Source organism: Neorhizobium galegae, assembly GCF_017877055.1.
Taxonomy (GTDB): domain Bacteria; phylum Pseudomonadota; class Alphaproteobacteria; order Rhizobiales; family Rhizobiaceae; genus Neorhizobium; species Neorhizobium galegae_D.
Map to the genome: position 1 here is coordinate 92505 of NZ_JAGIPG010000001.1, position 19013 is coordinate 111517.

Sequence of the window (19013 nt, forward strand, 5' to 3'; positions counted from 1 at the left end):
GACAAGCGCCAACCGCTCCACACAGGCCGGGAGTTGACGCGCATCAAAGAACGCTGTGGCGGAAGGGCGCATAGACAGACCTGACTGCGCCGTGCCAATAACAGGCGTCGAGATCGACATCCGCGGCTGGCCGCAACCAATGAGGGGATCGTGAAAAACCGCAGAGCACCAGCCTGGAGTGTTGTGCTCGCGTCGATCGCGGCCTACGCGCTCGTCGTGCAGATGGTGCTTGGGTCCGTCCTTCTCGGCTCAGCGGTCGCGGCTCCCGTCGTCGATGATTTTGGAAACCCGCTTTGCATTACCCATGCCGGCGGTAGCGGCCAATCCGATCACAAGGACGGCCCGAAACTGCCCGAGTGCTGCACGCAGGCGTGCAGCGTTCTCGCTCCGGTACTCGCACCGCAACTTTCCGACAATTTTCTGAGCAACCGGCTGGAGGCCAACTCCAGACCGGTTCCGATCGAAGTGGACACAGGTCCCTTCGAACGCCCCGAGACCTCCCCCGGAAATCCTCGCGCGCCGCCTCGGGCTGCTTGATCGCAAAGCGCGCCAAGTCGGGCGCTCTGTTCCGTAAACTCGCTCCGTCAAACGGCAATGACGCGGCAAAGGCCGTGCATCGGGCCTTGGGCCTCCGGCCGTATCGGAGCACGGGCAGGATCGCCTTTTCAAACCATCAATCCATCCCCGGACCGGCGCCTTCCTGGCCTGCCCGTCACCCGAAGATCAGGCCGTCCAATGCGCGGCCAAGCATGGAGAGTCACATGTTGAAGAAAATCACCACAACCGCCGCCATCCTCGTGGTCGGCAGCACCGCCGCTCTGGCGCATGTCACCCTGGAAGGAAAGGAAGCCCCCGTAGGGTCGACCTACAAGGCGGTGCTGCGCGTCCCGCATGGTTGCGAGGGCAAGCCCACGAACACCGTGCGCGTCCAGATTCCGGAGGGTTTTTATGGTGTCAAGCCGCAGCCGAAGGCCGGCTGGACGCTCGACAAGGTCAAGGGTGCCTATGCAAAGGCCTATGACAATCACGGTTCTCCTGTCACCGAAGGTGTCAAGGAAGTGGTCTGGAGCGGCGGCAGCCTCGGCGACGACGAATATGACGAGTTCGTTCTGCGGGGCACGATTGCGGCCGATCTGAAAGCCGGCGACATGCTCTATTTCCCGGTGATCCAGGAATGCTCGGAAGGCCTCAAGGAGCGCTGGATCGAAGTGCCGGCCGCAGGTCAGAAGGCGTCGGACCTCGAACTCCCCGCCCCGGGGGTAAAGCTTCTTCAGAAGACCGGCAACTAAGCGATCGATCCACCCGGGAGCACGAAGGCCGATGACGCCGCTTTGCTACAAGGCACTCTCACAGACCGGCACTCTGCAGCGGTTCGTCTCTGCGATCCTGCTGTGGTTGGCCATGGCGGCGGCGGCATCCGCCCATGCCTCCCTCAACACGACCGAGCCGAGCGATGGTTCGGTCGTGTCCACGGCCCCGCGCGTGATAACTCTGACGTTCAGCGAGCCCGTCTCGCCGACCAGTCTCAAGCTCACGCGCCCGGACCGCAGGACGGTCACTCTCGGGAGCTTCGTCCTGAAGGACAGGACGGTTGAGATCACGCCGCCCGGCGACCTTTCGGACGGGAGCTACCTCCTTTCCTGGCGCGTCGTTTCGGAAGATGGTCACCCGATCGGCGGCTCGGTCGTCTTCTCGATCGGGCAGCCGAACGCCAACCCTCGGGGGGCTGCTGCCGATATTGACTGGCCGGTCTGCGCCGGTCTCTGGATTGGCAAGGTCGCGCTCTATGTCGGCCTCTTTTTAGGGGTCGGCGGCGCGTTTGCCATCAACTGGTTCGCGGACGGCTCCGGGAAGGCGCTGAGGCAGATTGTGGTTACCCTTGGCGCCGGCTTTGCAGGTGCCCTGCTTTCGGCGGGCTTTCAGGGCCTCGACACGGTGGGCGAGCCCGTTTCGCGGCTCTTCACTCCGACTGTCTGGAAGGCGGGAATGGCCACGAGTTTCGGACCGACGGTCATTTTTGCGGCCGCGGCCCTGGCGCTTGCAGGGCTCGCTCTGGCCAGCGGCCGGGGCCGGGATGCGCGCTGGATATCGATATCGGCTCTCATGACTGCGGCTTTTGCCCTCTGCCTCAGCGGGCATGCGAGTGCGGCAGACCCGCAATGGCTGATGCGCCCCGCGGTTTTCCTGCATGTCGCGGCCATAGCGATCTGGGCCGGTGCACTGCTGCCGCTTCTGGCCGAGTTCAGAAGAGGCGGAGAAGCGGCCGGCGCGGCATTGCACCGCTTCTCGGTCTTCATACCATGGGCCGTCCTGGTTCTTTCCTTGGCCGGCGGTGTGCTCGCCGTCGTTCAAGTCCGCACTCCGGCTGGACTGGTTACGACGGCGTATGGGATCGTATTCCTCATAAAGCTTGGGCTGCTCGTCCTGCTGTTTGCCCTGGCGGCCGTCAACCGATGGAAGCTCACGGCCGGTTCGAAAAAGGGGGAGCCGACCGCGATCCGTCTGCTCGTTCGTTCGATCGCCGCGGAAACCGCCGTTCTGCTCCTCATCTTCGCGGTGGCTGCCACGTGGCGCTTCACGCCGCCCCCACGCACCTTGATCGCTGAAGTCCAGAGGACTGTCGTGGCTAAGCTGCAGACCGGCAAGGCCGTGGCCGACGTCAGGATCACGCCGGACAGGGTAGGAGCGATCGCGATATCCGCAGCCATCGTCAAAAGCGATCTATCTCCGCTCGATCCTCAGGAAGTGACGGTCGTGCTGTCGAACCCGGGGGCGGAGATCGAGCCGATCAGGCGCCGGGCCCAGCAAGGCAAGGACGGCTGGACGGTGCCCGATATCGCGCTTCCCGTTCCCGGGCGGTGGCGACTTCGCCTTGACGTGATCATCAGCGATTTCGAGATGACCAGAATGGAGGGCGAGGTCGAAATCGCGCCTTGACCCTGGTTGGCCTGGCGCTCCGCCCCGAGCGGAGCGGCCGTAACCAGCATCCTACCCTTCCGCCACCCGCCGCCGCACGCGGATCAGCATCGGCCCGTATTCGAGAACAAAGAGGCCAAAGGCGGCAAGCCATGCAGTACCGGACAGCGAATAGATAAGGCTCGCAAATTCCGGAAAGAGGTCGGCGCCTGGTCTCAGAAGGGCGCAGAGCACGATTGCTGCATAGGAAGCGACTGTTGTTCGTGATGCGGTAGCACTCGTCCGGTATGGCCTAGGCTCGCCCTTGTCATGACGGCGAGCATCATCATGGTCACGGTTCCGACGCTGAGGACGTGGAAAGCCGAGGTCTCGTCGAAGACGTTCACGGCTGCAAGGCCGATCGCAAGGAATGCCAGCGGCACGAACAGGCAGGCGATATGCAGGGTCGTCACCAGCATTTCCGCGGTCGTCGTCCAGCCCCGCCAGCGTGCGGGCCGAACCGCATGCATGACTGCCGCCAGCCCTGCTATCCCGGCGACGAGCCTGCCGTCGTCCAGAATGACCCAGGCGGCCAGGGCGGCGACCCCGCACAGGATGGCAGCCGTATCGAACCGGTCATAGACGGCTGGAAAATCGGTCCGACCGGTCTTGTTGATCCAATTGCGGGTGAAGCTCGGGATGATTCGTCCGCCGACGATGAGGATCATTGCGGTATAAGCCGAGAGGGCAAGCTTGATCCCCACGGATGGATGCTGCCCGCCGACTACGGCCAGATGATAGAGGAGGTTTGCAGCGGAGAGGGCGATCAGGCCGGCGACGACCTTCAGGTCCTTCCATTTCCGGCCAGCGACCACCTCGCGCACGCAGATGAACAGGAGGAGGGGCAAAAAGACACTGTCGGCGAAGATTGCGGCCATGATGCCGATAAAGTCGGACAAAAGTATCGCCAGCCTGCCGGTGACCCACAATATCCGACATGGTGTGTTCCGGGCCTTTCAAGCTGGTGCAGCGGCCTGGCCGATCCCGGCCACCTTGATGATTTAGCAGCGGCGCGATCGACGAAATTTGCGTCGGGACAAATATTTCGCAGAAAGGGCCTACTGTCGTTGATTTCGCACAAAGAGACGCCGGCGACGGGCAGCTAATGCTCTCCGATGAAAACTGCAAAGGAGCCGATATGTCCGCAGCGATAATCGAGAAATATGGCGATGCGCGACTGCCGCGCTACACGAGCTATCCAACGGCTCCGAACTTCAGCGCGGAGTTCGACGCCCTTGATTATCCGGCCTGGCTGAAGGCCTTGCCGGACGGACAGCCGACCTCGCTCTATATCCACATCCCCTTCTGTCGATCGATGTGCTGGTATTGCGGCTGTCACACGACGATCACCGAGCGTGACAGGCCTATTCTCGACTATATCGAAACATTGCACCGGGAGATCGAGCTTCTGGCATCCGCTCGAGCCGACAGTTTCAGCGTCGGGGAAATCCATTTCGGCGGCGGCACGCCGACCATCATCAAGCCGGAGGAATTCATCGCGCTGATGGATGCGTTCCGCAACCGTCTCGGTTTCGCGGGGGTCGTCAATGCGGCGGTCGAAATCGATCCGAGAACCTTGACCGGGGAGATGGCGGACGCGCTCGGGGAGGCGGGCGTCACCCGCGCAAGCATCGGCGTCCAGAGTTTCGACCCGAAGGTCCAGAAGGCGATCAACCGCATGCAGAGCGTCGAAACGACGATGGAGACGGTCGAACACCTGCGCCGTAACGACATCAACGCGATCAACTTCGACTTGATCTACGGGCTGCCGTTTCAGACCGTCGAATCCTGCGTCGAGACCGTCGAAGCCGCCGTCGCCATGCGGCCGGATCGTCTGGCCGTCTTCGGTTATGCCCATATACCGAGTTTCAAGAAGCACCAGCGGCTCATCGACGAGGCGGCACTTCCCGACGTGCGGGAGCGCGCGCTCCAGGCATCCGCGATATCAGACGCGCTGGTGGCGGCCGGTTATGTCCGGATCGGCCTCGATCATTTCGCCCTGCCCGGCGACGACCTCTCGCTTGCGCAGGCCGAAGGCCGGCTGCACCGGAATTTCCAGGGGTACACTACAGATGCCTGCGAGGCCCTGATCGGGCTCGGTGCCTCCTCGATCGGCCGGCTGCCGCAGGGATATGTCCAGAACGAGGTTCCGCCCGGCCTCTATGCGACCCGGGTGTCGAAAGGCGAACTGCCGGTCGCCAAGGGCTATCGCCTCACACCGGAAGACCGTTTGCGCGGCGAGGTGATCGAAAGGCTGATGTGCGATTTCGCGGTGGATGTCGCTGCACATGCGGCGGCGCACGGCTTCGATGCCGATCTTCTGCTGCGCAATGATCGGCTGGATGAGCTTGAGCGGGACGGACTGATCGAGCGTCAGGGCGGGAATATCCGCGTCTCGGACGATCACCGGTTCATCGTCAGAGCCGCAGCCTCCGCATTCGATGCCTATCTGAACAAGAGCGGCAGGTCCTTCAGCAAGGCGGCATAGGATTCAGAACGGAAAATGGAGGTCCGGCAGTCCGCCGAGCCGGACCTCCCGCGCGGCCGGGACCCCTTATCCCGTCAGGCCGCGATAGATGGCGGGCAGAGCCGCCGGAAGTTTTGAGATATCGCCGACGACCGCATGGCCGTTGCGACCGAACATCGTCGGCAGATAGGATTTCGCATCCTTGTCCACCGTCACGGCGAACACGTTGACGCCGAGGCGCCTTGCTTCCTGCACGGCACGGCGGCTGTCTTCCATCGCAAAACGGCCCTCGTAGTGGTCGATGTCGTTGGGCTTGCCGTCGGTCAGCACGAGAAGCAGCCGCGTCCAGTTGGGGCGTTTGGCGAGGTCTGCGGTGGCGTGCCGCAGGGCGGCTCCAAGGCGGGTGTAATATCCGGGCTTCAAGCCGGCGATCCGATCCTCGACGGCTGGCGAAAGCCGCTCGTCAAACTCCATCACCGTCTCGACCCGCACCCAGGAGCGGCGGCGGGAGGTGAAGGTGAGGATCGAGTGATCCGTGCCGCAGGCGCTCAGACCTTGCGCGAGGACGAGCAGCGCCTCCTTCTCGACATCCAGGACCCGCCGGTTGTCGATCCACGCATCGGTCGAGAGGGACACGTCGACGAGAATGGTGACCGCGAGATCGGGCGTGCGCGCCCGGCTTGCCACGTGGATGCGATCCGTGGCCTCTCCTCCGGCCAGGAGATCGGTCCTGCGCCGGACGACGGCATCGAGATCGAGTTCCACGCCGTCCAGTTGCGATTTGAGCATTTCCTGGCGCGGCCGCAGGATCCCGAACTGCTTGCGCACCTTCCTCACCAGCGCCTTCGTGTCTTCCGATGTTTCCAGGTGATCGCCGCTTGCCGACGTCGGGACGGCGAGGACCGGCAATGGTTCTTCAGGTAGGTTGCCTTCCGGTAGTCCCATTCGGGATAGGTTAGTTCGGAGGCGATTTCCTTCAGGTCGACCATTTCGGGCGGAAGATCGAGATCGAAGTGGAAACGGGAAGAGGGGCTCTCCTTCCGGCGTCCGAGAACCATTTCGTCGAGATCCTCGGCCGCCTTGCCGTCCTCCTCGGGCTTGTCGTCGGTCGGCGTTCCGGCGGGGCAGATCAGTTCCATGAGGACGTCTCGTTCTTCAGTGCACGGCGCCGGATATCCGTCCCATCCGTCCGAAGAGGCGCGCAAGAGGGCCGGCGAGCCTCGACAGGTCGCGTGGCAGATCGATGTCGGCGCCATCGAGGGCATCGCGCATCCCCAGCATCGCTTCCATGTCGCCGGTGACGGAAAGGTCGCGCGAGAAGAACAGCGCGTCGGCATCGCAGCGGCCTTCAAGCAGGGCAAGCAGTAGGAAGAGCGGCCCTTCGACGGAGGCATCCCCCAGGTCCCGCATCGCCGGTTTGCGCATGACGCGGATGGATGGCCCGGCCGGCTCCACGATGAAGGCGAGAGGCAGGTCGCCCGGAAGAAAGGCAAAGCGCTTCGCCATGTACGCGCTCAGCCTTTCGAACAGGTCCGGATGTTCCTTCAGGACGCGCTCAAACAGCAGTCCTGCCGCTCGTTCGATCGCCGCAAGTGGCATGTAGTTCAAGGGGATGGCGAGCAAGTCGGGGAATTCCATTTTATGCATTCTGCTGAAATGCAGGCACAGGCTATCGGCTAAGGGAGCGGCCGTGTTTGAGCTGGCGCAAAGAGGATGAGGGTTCTTCCGAGAGACCCGTGAGAGCCGATTGGAGCGCGGCGACCGTCGGCCGCATAGGCCTCAAGATCCGCCGGATCGCCCTCTCCCCCGAACAAAGGTCACGGCTTCGTTTTGAACCTCGCCTTCGCTGTTCAGGACGGCGCGCCACTGGCGGTTTCCGAGACGAACGCTCAGGCGGGATGTTCCGATATCCTCAGCTTCGCCGCGCTCTACCGTGCTCGTCACGAGACCTTGACGGATTCTCTGCCGGAAATCGTCGCGAGACAGCCCGAACCGAGCGGCGATCTCGCCGGATTCCAGGATGAAGTCGCCGTTCGGGTCGCGTTCGATATGCATCGCTCTTCCTCAGGTCCATGAAGGCTTAGTTGCAATTGTCACGGTTGTCACGAGGAGGCCCTCTCCGAGACCGAGCGATGCCCATACCGACGCGCACGAAAGGTGTCATCGCAAAACCCTCGGAGATCGCGTCAGATCAGGTCGAGAACGAACCGTTGTCCGCCCATGTTCACTTCGATCCTGCCCGGTTCTGCAATCGGGATCAGTCCGCACAACGTGCCCGTCGTCATCACCTGTCCGGCTTTGAGCATAGAGAAAGAGGAGAGCTGGTTCTGGTTCGCCAGCACGACCATCGTCTTCAGCGGGTCGCCATCGGCGTGCGCTGCCGGCTTGTCGAATCCAGACTGTCCGTCGATGAAAACCGACAGCTGGCCGATCGATGCGCCTTCGTCTAGCAGGCTCCGGTCCAGCGGCGGGCCGAGGACATAACCAACATTGCTCATCATGTCGGCGGCGGCGAGGGCCGGATCGCCACGGGATCCGCCTTGATACCGGCTGCGGAGAAGCTCCACGCCGATCCGTACCGAACCGATCGCATCGACGATATCCTGGCGGGCGACCTCGCCGTGGCGGGCCACGACATCCTTGCCGAGCACGAAGGCGAGTTCCACTTCGAGCGAAATGCCCGGCTGATGGGCATGACTGGTTTCTTCATTGACGGACAGAAGCGGTGCGCTCTGGCAGAAATCGCCTTTCAGGGTGAGCTTGGCGCCCTTGAACGGCTGGCCGAGGGCGTGAAACACATCCCGCTGCACGGCATAGGCTTCCGCCAGCGGCAGCCCGAGAAACGGCTCCGGATCAAGCACTGTCCTCGACAGGATGGAATTGCAAATGGCATTCGCGAGGCGGGCCGGGAGAGTGTCGGTGGGCATGTCGGGCATAAGCTCAGTTTCCTTGTTTGAGGTGGAGGCCCCAGGGCATTGACAATCACTACCAATTGCCGAGCTCTCAGGCACCCCGATAAAATCAATGGATTTGGCACGACTGCGCCGGACCGTTTTCCTGCATCTCTTCAGCGAACGGAAACATAAGTTCCCAACGACAGTCCGCCACTTCGTCGGCCTCCTCCTGACAGCATTCTTCCCGATCCCGCTTCTCCAACACAGGACCGCCCATCGAACCGGCAGGAGGCAGTCTCGCGGCCTAATTCCACTTCCGTGACATCCGGACAGCGGGTTCGCCAGGAGTCGGCGAAAGCGGCATTTCGGATTGACACGTGTCGTAAGACATCATATCTCTTGGATTGTCACTATCTATTTGCCGGGAGGAGACCGGCAACCCAAGGGAGGACGGCCATGAAGCCGCTAATGAGATTGATGGGGCCGGTATTGCTCGGTTCCACCCTGTTTTTCCAGCCCGCCTATGCCGAAACCCCGCCCAACATGCTGGTCGTCGGCTTTTCGATGACCAATATCCTGACGCTCGATCCCGCTGCCATCACCGGCAAGGAGACCGTACAGGTTCTCACAAACATATATGATAACCTTGTGGCGCTCGACGCCGTCAATCGCGCCCAGGTCAATCCGCAGCTGGCGGAGAGCTGGACGATCGCCGACGACAACGGCTCGATCACCTTCAAGCTGCGCAAGGGGGCGACCTTCGCTTCCGGAAACCCGGTCACTTCGGCGGATGTGGTCTGGTCCTTCAAGCGGTTGATGAAGCTCAACCTGGCACAGGCGTCATTCCTGAAGACCCACGGTTTCTCTGCGGCCAATGCCGATGCAAGCTTCACCACTCCGGACGACGGCACGGTTGTCGTCAAGCTGCCGAAGAAGGTCGATCCGCAGGTCATCGTACAGACGCTCGGCATCGTCGGTCCAGGCTCCATCCTCGACATGAAGGCGGTCATGGAGCACGACAAGAACGGTGACCTGGGTGCGGCGTGGCTTACCAATAACTCCGCCGGCTCCGGTCCGTTCACGCTCGGCCAGTGGCAGTCGAACGAGCGCGTTACGCTCGAGCAGAACCCGAAATACTGGGGCGAGAAGCCGGCCATGCGCCGGATCATGATGCGCCATCTGGCTGAATCGCAAAGCCAGCGGCTGATGCTCGAAAAGGGCGATATCGACATCGCCTTTTCCATGTCGGCAGCGGACCTGAAGGCGCTCGAGAGCAGCAAGGATGTCAAGATCCAGACGAATGGCGGCAGCGGCTTCTACTATCTCGCCGTTTCCATGAAGGACGAGAAGTTCCAGAAGCCGAAGGTTCGCGAGGCGCTGCGTTATCTCATCGATTACCAGGGCCTGAACGACAGCGTGCTGCCCTATTTCGGCAAGCTGCGCGATCGTCCCGTTCCTGCAGGCATCTTCGGCGCTCTTCCGAATGCGGGCTACAAGCTCGACGTCGCAAAGGCCAAGGCGCTGCTTGCCGAGGCCGGTTATCCGAACGGCTTCTCGACCACGCTGCGCGCCATTTCCGACGTGCCGTTCATGAGCCTTGCGACTGCCATCCAGGCGACGCTTGCGCAGGCGGGCATCAAGGCCGAGATCGTCACCGGCTCCGGCGACCAGATCTACGGCGCGATGCGCGAACGCAAATATGAGCTTCTCGTCGGCCGCGGCGGCGGCGGCCAGTTGCCGCATCCGGACTCGAACTTCCGCGCCATCGTCTACAATCCCAACAATGCGGATGAGGCGAAGCTCACCAACTTCCAGGGTTGGCGCACGTCTTTCTATGACGAGAAGATCAACAAGATGATCGATGACGCTCTCGTTGAAGGCAACAAGGACAAGCAGATCAAGCAATACCAGGACATCCAGACCTATTACGCGGATATCGTCCCGGCGATCCAGCCCTTCTCCGAAGTGGTGGACAGCGTCGGCTTCCGGGCCGACATCAAGGGTCTCGAACTTAACCCGTCCTGGTCGACCCAGCTTCGCACGGTCAAGAAAGAACGATAATCGTCGGCTGCCGCGGCGTAGAATGCTGATGCCGCCGCGGCGTCCGGTACGATTTTGAGGAAGCCTCATGAACAACGAGCGTTTCACCGCTTTCACGCGGCAGGCCGGCACCATATTGGCAACCCTTGTCGGGCTGCTGATCCTGACCTTCTGCATCGGACGGCTGATGCCGGTCGATCCGGTCCGCGCCATTGTCGGCGAAGAGGCCGACCAGGCCACATACAACATGGTGGCGGAACGGATCGGTGCGAACCTTCCTCTCTACCAGCAGTTTTTCCGGTATGTGAGCGATCTGCTGCACGGCGATTTCGGGACTTCGATCCGGACCGGGCAGCCGGTGATCAACGACATCCTGCATGTCATGCCGGCGACGATCGAGCTTGCGACATTCGCGATCATCGTCGGGGCGGGCCTCGGCATTCCGCTCGGCATTCTCGCAGCCGTGCGCCGCAACCGGCCGGTCGATCACGTCATCCGCTTCCTGACCCTCATCGGGCATTCGATGCCGATCTTCTGGACCGGCATGATCGGCCTGATCATCTTCTATGCGGCGCTCGATCTGGTCGGCGGCGGCGGCCGTCTGTCGGATTATTATATCGGCCTGGTGCCGGAAACGACGGGCTTCCTGCTGATCGACGCGATCCTTGCCGGCGACTGGGAAGTGTTCCGGGATGCGGTCAATCATCTGCTGCTGCCGGCGAGCATCCTCGGTTATTCCTCAATGGCCTATATCACCCGCATGACGCGCAGCTTCATGCTGGACCAGTTGAACCAGGAATATGTCACCACGGCACGGGTGAAGGGGCTCTCGAAGGGCCGCACCATCTGGCACCACGCCTTCGCGAATATCCGGGTGCAGCTGGTGACGATCGTGGCGCTCGCCTATGGCAGCCTGCTGGAAGGGGCGGTGCTGATCGAGACGGTGTTCTCCTGGCCGGGCTTCGGCCAATACATCACCAACAACATGCTGATCGGCGACATGAACGCGGTGATGACCTGCGTGCTGCTGGTCGGTATCATCTTCATCGCGCTCAACCTGCTTTCCGACGCGCTGTACAAGATCTTCGATCCGAGGACGCGGTGACATGGCAGCTCAATCTCTCGACATGCAGGACGTGGCCATGAACGGTAAGCGCTCAAATCCCAACTCGGCCTTCCGCCGTCTGCTCGCCGTCATCCGCGAGCTCCTCGGCAACCCGTCTTCGGGTTTCGGCCTCGTGGTCATCACCATCCTGGTCCTGACGGCGATCGTAGCACCGCTGATTGCGCCCTATGATCCGAATATCATCAATCTTGGCAACACGCTGAAGCCGCCGAGCGCCGAACACTGGTTCGGGACCGACGAACTCGGCCGCGACATCATGAGCCGCATCATCTACGGCACGCGCATCAGCCTGACGATCATCACCATCGTGTCGGTCATCGTCGGTCCGATCGGGCTTTTGGTCGGCACGACGGCCGGTTATTTCGGCGGCTGGTACGACACGATCATGATGCGGATCACCGATATCTTCCTGTCCTTCCCGAGCCTCATCCTGTCGCTCGCCTTCGTGGCGGCGCTGGGCGCCGGCCTCGAAAATGCGATCATCGCCATTGGGCTGACCGCCTGGCCGCCGATCGCCCGCCTCGCACGCGCCGAAACGCTGACCTTTCGCGGTGCCGACTATATCTCGGCCTCGCGCATGCAGGGGGCATCGCCGTTGCGCATCATCATCAAGTCGATCATGCCGATGTGCCTGCCGTCGGTCCTGGTGCGTATCACGCTTTCGATGGCGACCGTCATCCTGACGGCGGCCGGCCTCGGTTTCCTCGGTCTCGGCGCCCAGCCGCCGCTTCCCGAATGGGGCGCAATGATCGCCACCGGTCGGCGCTACATGCTCGACAACTGGTGGCTGGTCGCCTTCCCGGGTGGCGCCATCCTGCTCGTCAGCCTTGCCTTCAACCTTCTCGGCGACGGCCTGCGCGACGCGCTGGATCCCAAGCAAAGATAGGCCCGAAACAGTGTTAGGATTCCCTCATGGATAACAGCCAGGCACTCCTGAAGGTCGAAAATCTCCGCGTCAGCTATCGCGCTGGCCGGGCCTACAACACCGTCGTCAAGGGCGTCTCCTTCGATCTCGGCCGCGAGCGGCTCGGCATTGTCGGCGAGTCCGGCTCCGGCAAGTCGACGATCGGCCGCGCGCTGCTGAAGCTGCTGCCGACCGCGAAGATCGAGGCCGACCGGATGGATTTCGGGGGCATCGACCTCATCTCCGCCAGCGAAAAGCAGATGCTGACGATCCGCGGCCGGCGCATTTCGATGATCCTCCAGGATCCGAAATTCTCGCTCAACCCGGTGCACCGCGTCGGCGACCAGATCGCCGAGGCCTATCGTGTTCACTACAAGGCCTCGACGCAGGTCGCCCGGCAGAAGACGCTGGAAATGCTGGAAGCGGTAAAAATCCGCGACCCCGAACGTGTCTACGGCCTTTATCCGCATGAGGTTTCGGGCGGCATGGGCCAGCGCATCATGATCGCCATGATGCTGATCCCCGAACCGCAGATCATCATCGCCGACGAGCCGACCTCGGCGCTCGACGTGACGGTGCGCATGCAGGTCCTGAACATCCTGAACGAACTGGTGACCAACAAGGGCATCGGCCTGATCATGATCAGCCACGACCTCAACCTGGTGCGCAATTTCTGCGACCGGGTTCTGGTCATGCGCCATGGCGAGGTCGTCGAGGAACGGGCGGCCCGGGACATGCGCAACTGCACGCATCCCTATACGCAAGGCCTGCTTGCCGCGCAGCCGCATATCGGCGGCGCTCGCCGGCCGCTTCCGGTCCTCAACCGCGAAGTCATCTCCCAGGAGACCAAAGAGGTGCGCGCATGACCGCCATCGACGTTCGCAATCTCTCGATCGATCTGGGTTACAGCTCTGCGAAGAAGCGTATTCTCGGCGATGTCTGCTTTTCGGTCGAGGCCGGCGAATCCTTCGGGCTTGTCGGCGAATCTGGTTCTGGCAAGTCGACCATCCTGCGCTGCATCGCCCGTCTCCTGAATGTCTGGGAGGGTGACATCCAGCTCGAGGGACGGTCGGTCAACGACATGCCTTTTGTCGAATATTGCCGCACGGTCCAGATGGTCTTCCAGGATCCCTACGGTTCGCTCCATCCGCGCCAATCGATCCGCACCGCGCTTCAGGAGCCGCTCCGCATCCATCGCATGGACCGCCAGGTCGAACGCATGGAGCGGGCTCTGGTCGATGTCGGCCTCGATCCGGCCTTCCTGTCGCGTTATCCGCACGAATTGTCGGGGGGCCAGCGGCAGCGCGTGGCGATTGCCCGCGCGCTCATCCTCGAACCGCGCATCCTGCTTCTCGACGAGCCGACCTCGGCGCTCGACGTCTCGGTGCAGGCGGAAGTGCTCAATCTGCTTGCCGATCTGCGTGCAAAACGCAATCTGACCTATCTCTTCGTCAGCCACGACCTTGCGGTGATCGATCATATGTGCGAGCGGCTGGCGGTGATGCAGCATGGCCGCGTGGTCGAGGTGATGAGCCGAGACGTGCTGGCGACGGGTGAAGCCAAGGATCCCTACGCCCGCGAATTGATCCAGGCGAGCCTCGAATACGACCACGCTGTCTGAGTTCCGCGTCTGAGATGCCATGGAGGTGCCCCCGATGACAGCCGAAGCCCCATCTGCCACCTGGCGCCGCAGGGAGACCCTGAGTTCGCAGGTGGTGCGCGTGATCGCCGAGCGCATCAAGCTCGGGGACTATCCGCGCGGGTCCAAGCTTCCGACGGAAAAGGCGCTGATCGACGAACTGGGCGTCAGCCGGACGGTTGTTCGGGAAGCGATCGCCAATCTTCGGGCAAGCGGGCACGTGTCCATCCACCACGGCATCGGCGTTTTCGTGCGCGAGGATGCCGGCGTCACGCCTTTCCGGCTCGCCGATGAAAATATGATGCGGGTCGAAAGCGTGCTGAAGGGCCTCGAACTGCGCATCGGCATCGAATCCGAATCCGCGGCTCTCGCCGCCGAGCGCCGGACAGCAGCCGATATCGCGGCCATGCACGCTGCCTTTGAATCCATGGACCGCTCGATCAGGCAGCTCGACCGCAGTACGCAGTCGGACTTCGAATTTCACTGCGCTGTCGCGGCCGCCAGCCAGAACGAGCACTTCATCGGCATATTCAACTATCTCGGTGAAACGCTGATGCCGCGCATGCGCATGCAGGCGCATCAGGTCGATGACGAAACCTTCGCCGGACACCTTCAGCGCGTCAACGACGAGCACAAGGCGATCTTCCTGGCGATCGAAGGCAAGGACGTCGAGGGTGCCCGCGCGGCGATGCGCAAGCACCTGTCCGATAGCCGTGACCGGCTGATCGCGCGGTCGCGGAATGCGCCATGATCGATGGCGACAATATGTCGAGCCTGGCCGTGAGGCTTCGCGACGCCCTTTCTTTCGGATGGAATTTTGATCCGGCAGAGGACAATTTCGCAGCCTGGAGAGAACGGATCCGTGAAAGGGTCCGCGCGGCACTCGATGTCGAAAGCATAACCCCTGCCCAGGCTTCCGTGGTGAGGGAATGGAACGAAGACGGCTGCAGAGGCCAGGAACTGCAGCTTCGTTTCTCCAACGGCGAAACCACCGGCGCCTACCTGCTTCGGCCGGATAACGACGTTCCGACACCGGCGGCACTTCTGCTGCACGACCACGGCTCGTTCTTTTCGATCGGCAAGGAGAAACTGATCCGCCGCCCGGGCGAGACCGCGGAGATCGCTGCCGATATCGACCACTGGACGGCAAAGCTCTACGGCGGGCGCCACGTTGGCAATGAACTCGCCCGGCGCGGTTATACGGTGCTTTGCGCCGATACGCTCGGCTGGGGAAGCCGGAAAGGCAACGGTTACGAAGCGCAGCAGGCGCTGGCGGCCAACCTCATGCAGTTCGGAGTTTCCTACGCCTCGGTCATCCTGCGCGAGGATATGGAGGCGCTTGCCCTGTTGTGCCGCTTGCCCGGTATCGATGCCCGCCGCGTCGCGAGCTTCGGTTACTCGATGGGCGGTTCACGCGCCTGGCAGCTCGCCGCACTTTCGGGCGACGTGAAAGCCTGCGTCGCCGGTGGCTGGATGGGGACGCTCCAGGGCCTCATGCAGCCGGGGAACAACCAGCTTCGCGGCCAATCCGCCTTCACGATGCTGCATCCTGAGATCGCGGGAAAGCTGGACTATCCGCATTTCGCCGGACTGGCGGCGCCGAAACCCGCGCTGGTCTTCAGCGGCGCCGAAGACCAGCATTTTCCGAAAGCGACGGCTTTGGCGGCGCATGAACAGATGCACGCGATATGGGCGGCGGCGGATGCCGCACGAAGCATCGAAACCCGGCTGTGGCAGGGGGCCGCCCATGCATTTCCCATCGATCAGCAGGACCATGCGATGGATTGGCTCGCGCGGGTGATGTGAGGTAAGGCAAGTCCTTCGTGAAATGCGGGTTGGATGGGGCTGGCCCGCTTCCTCTGCAGTCCTTCTGAACGGCCGCGATTGCGCCTGTGGCATCGCGGGGCACGCCCTTCAATGCTGTCTTCGGTTTTGCCCCGTGGACAATTCATCGCCTCCGCCCAGCATCTCCAACAACTTAACCACCTCATCATCCACGGCCTCCCATCCCATGCCTACAATCCCCCCGCTTCCGTCGCCGGAGTGTTTCGCGAGACGTTCGCGGGCAGGCGGAGGCCGGCGCCCTCATTGGATCCGTAACGTGCGGGGAAGGTGAGGGAGGTGAAAGCCATGGAGGGTGCGCTGAAAGGCAAGCCTTCCTATCAAGCCTCCCCCTGGCCACCGGGCCGGGTTCGGTTGAGCCGTGCAAGTGGCTAGGTTTCCCGAAAGGAAGCCGCGAACGAAGCCATGCAGCGAGGCCAGGTGATCACCTGTAGGGGCCGGAAGCCCCGAAAAGACGCCGAAGGCCACGCGAATGCGGAGCCACCTATTAAACTCTATTGAGGTTCCGCATTCGTGTGGGCTCTCCGATCTTTGAAAACCACGGCAGGCGACTGCGCGGGCTCCAGAATGTTGGCCGAGCTTGAGCGTGCCGCGCGAAGGCTTGCAATGCGCGGCTGGATCCTCGGGTCAAGCACGAGGATGACGAAGGAGAGGGCGTGCGCGGGTATTCACAGGGGAGGGGCCTTTAAAACAAGGTTTCGGCGAGCGGGACGGTTGCGTTTTCGCGCAATCCTTTCAACACACTCGTCATCCTCGGGCTTGACCCGAGGATCCACTCACCGCTGATCGTAGCGATGACAGAACGAAGAAGCCCGGCCCCAAAACGGGACCAGGCTTCTCTTTCCTGCTTGGGAGGCAGAATAACGGTTCACCCCACCAGATTGGCGTTGATGAAATCGAAGTTGATGTCTTCGCCCATGCCCGGCTTGTCCGAGATATGCACGAAGCCCTCCTCGTCCATCGGATCGACAAGGGCATTCAGGTATTCGAAGCCGTCGTCATATTCGAGGAAGGGGTGCAGCAGGCCGCGTTCGTACCATTTGGCATTCTTGGTGCAGGCGGCGACGATCAGGTTTGGAGCGCCGTTGCCATGGATTTCGCAGTTCATGCCGAAGGATTCGGCGAGATGCATGGTCTTCATCGCCGGGCTGATACCGCCGACATCGTGGACGCCGGTGCGCAAGATGTCGCAGGCCTTGCTGGTGATCCATTCCGCGCGGCTGAAGTGCTTGCCGCCGGCGCTTTCCGGGCCGAGGACCGGGATGTCGAGGTTTTCCGCAAGCCAGGCGTAGGAGGCCGAGCTCTGTTCGTCCATCGGCTCCTCGATCCAGTCGAAGCCGAGCTTTTCGAGGCCCTTGCCGAGTTCCAGCGCTTCCGTGCGGGTATACCAGTGGAAGGCGTCGATCATCAGATGGATATCGGGGCCGACCGCCTCGCGAACCGCGGCGCAGGCCTTGAGATCCATCTTGACGTCCGGCGCCCAGGAAACCGGCGGCATCCAGGTGTGCAGCTTGATGCCCTTATAGCCGCGCTTGACAAGCTTTTCGCCGAACCTGCCGTAATCTTCCGGCGTCGCGAGGCCGTTTTCCAGCTCGTCGCCGCACATGATCGAGCCATAGGCCGGGATCTTTTCGCGGTAGCTGCCGATCAGTTTGTGGACCGGCATGTTCAGCTTGCGGCCGGCAAGGTCCCACAACGCGCAATCGACGATCGCGAGCGTCCGGTCTGTCAGCTGCATCGCGCTGCCGCGCTGCCAGTGGGCGAGGTCCTGCCACAGCCTTTCGCGCGCGAACGGATCTTCGCCGATCAGCACCTTCTTGACGAACTTGTCGATCACGTGCGGGCGAACGACTTCCGGCGCAGCGAAGCAGTAACCCTCGGCTCCATCGTCATCGACGATGGTCAAAAGCGCCAGGTTGACCTTGTGCGGCGGGCCCGGATGGGCATGGCCGGCGGTATCCTGATGGCGGCGCGTGGTATGGGAGAATACCCGCACATGGACGTCTACGATCTTCACGAAATTCCTCCTGTCAGAAGCGATGGGACGAGCCTCCACCGTTCACGCATCCGTCCGGTCCTCCAGCGTCGGCCGAATTGTCCGGTCGACACTGTCCTCGGCGCAGGTTCAAAGCATTCTTCCCTCGCGGACGGATCAACGGCGAATAAGCATCTGTCCGCTATGTCATAATACCTCATAGGTCATCTCATACTATAGGTCTAGGGCCTCGCGTCAATAAAATTATTCCCTTGCGCTTGACAACGGAGTGGGCTTTTACCCCTCTAAGTGGCTGAAATGGCAAAGCCAGGGAGCGGGCCGACATTGAAGAGAGCAGATAACATCACCGGGGAAACGCCCTCGCGAAAAGGCCGCAATCTGGTCGAGACGGTTGGTCGGCGGATGCGGGATGCGATTGCGAGCGGAGCGTTGAAACCCGGCGACAAACTGCCCACGGAAAGCGGACTGACGCTCCAGTATGAGGTCAGCCGCACGGTCATCCGCGAGGCGATCGCTTCGTTGCGGGCGGATAATCTCGTCGAAGTCCGTCACGGCGTCGGCGTCTTCGTTCTGGCGCCGCAAGGCGGGCTGCAGGCGGGCTTCCGCACCGTGGATGCCAGCCGCGTTTCCTCCATCATCGAAATGCTGGAAGTTCGCGCTGCGATCGAGATCGAGGCTGCGGGTCTCGCCGCCGTCCGCTCGTCGCCAGCGCAGCAGGAATTGATCTTCGAATGTCTCGAGACCATCAAGCGGCAGATCGCTGCCGGTGCGGCAACGGTTGAAAGCGATCGGGCTTTCCATTTGGCTATCGCGGATGCGACCAACAACCCACGTTTCCGGGAACTCCTGGAAGCGATCGGCAAGCAGATGATCCCGCGATCGCTGCTGCAGGAGGGGGAAATCGAGATTTCGCCGGCCGAATACCTGACCCAGATTCAGGACGAACACGCCCGTATCGCCCGCGCGATCACCGATGGCGACGATTCGGCTGCTCGCGACGCGATGCGCATGCATCTCAAGGGTAGCCAGCAACGCTATCGTTCGCTGATACGGCGTCCCTGAGACACCGGCAAAGATAATACAAGTATTGACAGTCATAATATGACTTGGTAGCCTTCTGGAAATCAACCAGGAAGGGACTGCCATGTCT

Annotated in this window: 16 protein-coding genes and 2 pseudogenes; 12 read left to right on the forward strand and 6 right to left on the reverse strand. The window is 62.1% G+C overall.

The genetic code is table 11. The annotated features are described in order from the left end of the window. Positions 1-150 precede the first annotated feature (150 nt). From J2857_RS00440 to J2857_RS00450, 3 genes are all read left to right on the forward strand, one after another. The gene (locus tag J2857_RS00440) at positions 151-537 is read left to right on the forward strand and encodes a hypothetical protein (protein WP_210008043.1); all 387 of its coding nucleotides are present in this window, start codon (positions 151-153) and stop codon (positions 535-537) included. Between the two features lie 224 nt (positions 538-761). Continuing rightward, entirely contained in the window at positions 762-1289 is a 528-nt protein-coding gene (locus J2857_RS00445) for a YcnI family copper-binding membrane protein (protein ID WP_210008044.1), read from the forward strand. 31 nt (positions 1290-1320) lie between these two features. Beyond that, positions 1321-2937 carry a copper resistance CopC/CopD family protein gene (locus J2857_RS00450; RefSeq protein WP_210008045.1) on the forward strand — a complete coding sequence of 539 codons (1617 nt, stop codon included), beginning with the start codon at positions 1321-1323 and terminating at the stop codon, positions 2935-2937. Between the two features lie 51 nt (positions 2938-2988). On the opposite strand, the pseudogene J2857_RS00460 reads toward J2857_RS00450, so the two are convergent. Further along, positions 2989-3833: pseudogene (locus tag J2857_RS00460) on the reverse strand (NnrS family protein). A gap of 260 nt (positions 3834-4093) precedes the next feature. Here J2857_RS00460 and hemN point away from each other — a divergent pair. Further along, positions 4094-5443, forward strand: coding sequence for an oxygen-independent coproporphyrinogen III oxidase (hemN, locus tag J2857_RS00465; RefSeq protein ID WP_210008048.1), 1350 nt, complete (start codon positions 4094-4096; stop codon positions 5441-5443). A gap of 66 nt (positions 5444-5509) precedes the next feature. Here the strand turns inward: hemN and J2857_RS00470 are convergent. The 4 genes and pseudogenes from J2857_RS00470 to J2857_RS00485 all read right to left on the reverse strand — a co-directional run. Then, positions 5510-6576, reverse strand: a pseudogene (locus tag J2857_RS00470) (nitric oxide reductase activation protein NorD); the annotation flags it as partial. A gap of 1 nt (position 6577) precedes the next feature. Then, positions 6578-7060: a ubiquinone anaerobic biosynthesis accessory factor UbiT gene (gene ubiT, locus J2857_RS00475; RefSeq protein ID WP_210008049.1), complete on the reverse strand. Its 483-nt coding sequence runs from the start codon at positions 7058-7060 to the stop codon at positions 6578-6580. A 141-nt stretch (positions 7061-7201) separates the two neighbouring features. After that, complete coding sequence (locus tag J2857_RS00480) at positions 7202-7477, reverse strand: DUF6522 family protein (RefSeq protein ID WP_210008050.1); 276 nt, start codon at positions 7475-7477, stop codon at positions 7202-7204. A gap of 131 nt (positions 7478-7608) precedes the next feature. Next, positions 7609-8358 carry a hypothetical protein gene (locus tag J2857_RS00485; protein WP_210008051.1) on the reverse strand — a complete coding sequence of 250 codons (750 nt, stop codon included), beginning with the start codon at positions 8356-8358 and terminating at the stop codon, positions 7609-7611. Positions 8359-8772: 414 nt separating this feature from the next. Between J2857_RS00485 and J2857_RS00490 the strand changes: the two genes are divergently transcribed. The 7 genes from J2857_RS00490 to J2857_RS00520 all read left to right on the forward strand — a co-directional run bounded on the left by J2857_RS00490 (position 8773) and on the right by J2857_RS00520 (position 15831). After that, entirely contained in the window at positions 8773-10377 is a 1605-nt protein-coding gene (locus tag J2857_RS00490) for an ABC transporter substrate-binding protein (protein WP_210008052.1), read from the forward strand. 67 nt (positions 10378-10444) lie between these two features. Then, positions 10445-11461 (forward strand): ABC transporter permease, encoded by a 1017-nt coding sequence (locus tag J2857_RS00495; RefSeq protein ID WP_210008053.1) that lies wholly within the window; start codon positions 10445-10447, stop codon positions 11459-11461. Positions 11462-11483: 22 nt separating this feature from the next. Next, positions 11484-12368 (forward strand): ABC transporter permease, encoded by an 885-nt coding sequence (locus J2857_RS00500; RefSeq protein ID WP_432420148.1) that lies wholly within the window; start codon positions 11484-11486, stop codon positions 12366-12368. Between the two features lie 26 nt (positions 12369-12394). Next, positions 12395-13252, forward strand: a complete 858-nt coding sequence (locus J2857_RS00505) for an ABC transporter ATP-binding protein (protein ID WP_210008055.1) — start codon at positions 12395-12397, stop codon at positions 13250-13252. Next, entirely contained in the window at positions 13249-14007 is a 759-nt protein-coding gene (locus tag J2857_RS00510; protein WP_210008056.1) for an ABC transporter ATP-binding protein, read from the forward strand. Before J2857_RS00505 ends, J2857_RS00510 begins: the two co-directional genes overlap by 4 nt. 34 nt (positions 14008-14041) lie before the next feature. After that, positions 14042-14776, forward strand: a complete 735-nt coding sequence (locus J2857_RS00515; protein ID WP_210008057.1) for a FadR/GntR family transcriptional regulator — start codon at positions 14042-14044, stop codon at positions 14774-14776. Then, entirely contained in the window at positions 14773-15831 is a 1059-nt protein-coding gene (locus J2857_RS00520) for a dienelactone hydrolase family protein (protein WP_210008058.1), read from the forward strand. Before J2857_RS00515 ends, J2857_RS00520 begins: the two co-directional genes overlap by 4 nt. Positions 15832-16735: 904 nt before the next feature. Here J2857_RS00520 and J2857_RS00525 read toward each other — a convergent pair. After that, positions 16736-17884, reverse strand: a complete 1149-nt coding sequence (locus J2857_RS00525; protein WP_210008059.1) for a mandelate racemase family protein — start codon at positions 17882-17884, stop codon at positions 16736-16738. Between the two features lie 303 nt (positions 17885-18187). Here J2857_RS00525 and J2857_RS00530 point away from each other — a divergent pair, with 303 nt between their 5' ends. Beyond that, positions 18188-18925, forward strand: a complete 738-nt coding sequence (locus J2857_RS00530) for a FadR/GntR family transcriptional regulator (RefSeq protein ID WP_281068595.1) — start codon at positions 18188-18190, stop codon at positions 18923-18925. Positions 18926-19013: the final 88 nt, after the last annotated feature.

Coding starts and splice junctions, on each gene's coding strand:
- J2857_RS00445 (WP_210008044.1), top strand. CDS start 762: ATGTTGAAGAAAATCACCACAACCGCCGCCATCCTCGTGGTCGGCAGC.
- J2857_RS00450 (WP_210008045.1), top strand. CDS start 1,321: ATGACGCCGCTTTGCTACAAGGCACTCTCACAGACCGGCACTCTGCAG.
- hemN (WP_210008048.1), top strand. CDS start 4,094: ATGTCCGCAGCGATAATCGAGAAATATGGCGATGCGCGACTGCCGCGC.
- ubiT (WP_210008049.1), bottom strand. CDS start 7,060: ATGGAATTCCCCGACTTGCTCGCCATCCCCTTGAACTACATGCCACTT.
- J2857_RS00480 (WP_210008050.1), bottom strand. CDS start 7,477: ATGCATATCGAACGCGACCCGAACGGCGACTTCATCCTGGAATCCGGC.
- J2857_RS00485 (WP_210008051.1), bottom strand. CDS start 8,358: ATGCCCGACATGCCCACCGACACTCTCCCGGCCCGCCTCGCGAATGCC.
- J2857_RS00490 (WP_210008052.1), top strand. CDS start 8,773: ATGAAGCCGCTAATGAGATTGATGGGGCCGGTATTGCTCGGTTCCACC.
- J2857_RS00495 (WP_210008053.1), top strand. CDS start 10,445: ATGAACAACGAGCGTTTCACCGCTTTCACGCGGCAGGCCGGCACCATA.
- J2857_RS00500 (WP_432420148.1), top strand. CDS start 11,484: ATGCAGGACGTGGCCATGAACGGTAAGCGCTCAAATCCCAACTCGGCC.
- J2857_RS00505 (WP_210008055.1), top strand. CDS start 12,395: ATGGATAACAGCCAGGCACTCCTGAAGGTCGAAAATCTCCGCGTCAGC.
- J2857_RS00510 (WP_210008056.1), top strand. CDS start 13,249: ATGACCGCCATCGACGTTCGCAATCTCTCGATCGATCTGGGTTACAGC.
- J2857_RS00515 (WP_210008057.1), top strand. CDS start 14,042: ATGACAGCCGAAGCCCCATCTGCCACCTGGCGCCGCAGGGAGACCCTG.
- J2857_RS00520 (WP_210008058.1), top strand. CDS start 14,773: ATGATCGATGGCGACAATATGTCGAGCCTGGCCGTGAGGCTTCGCGAC.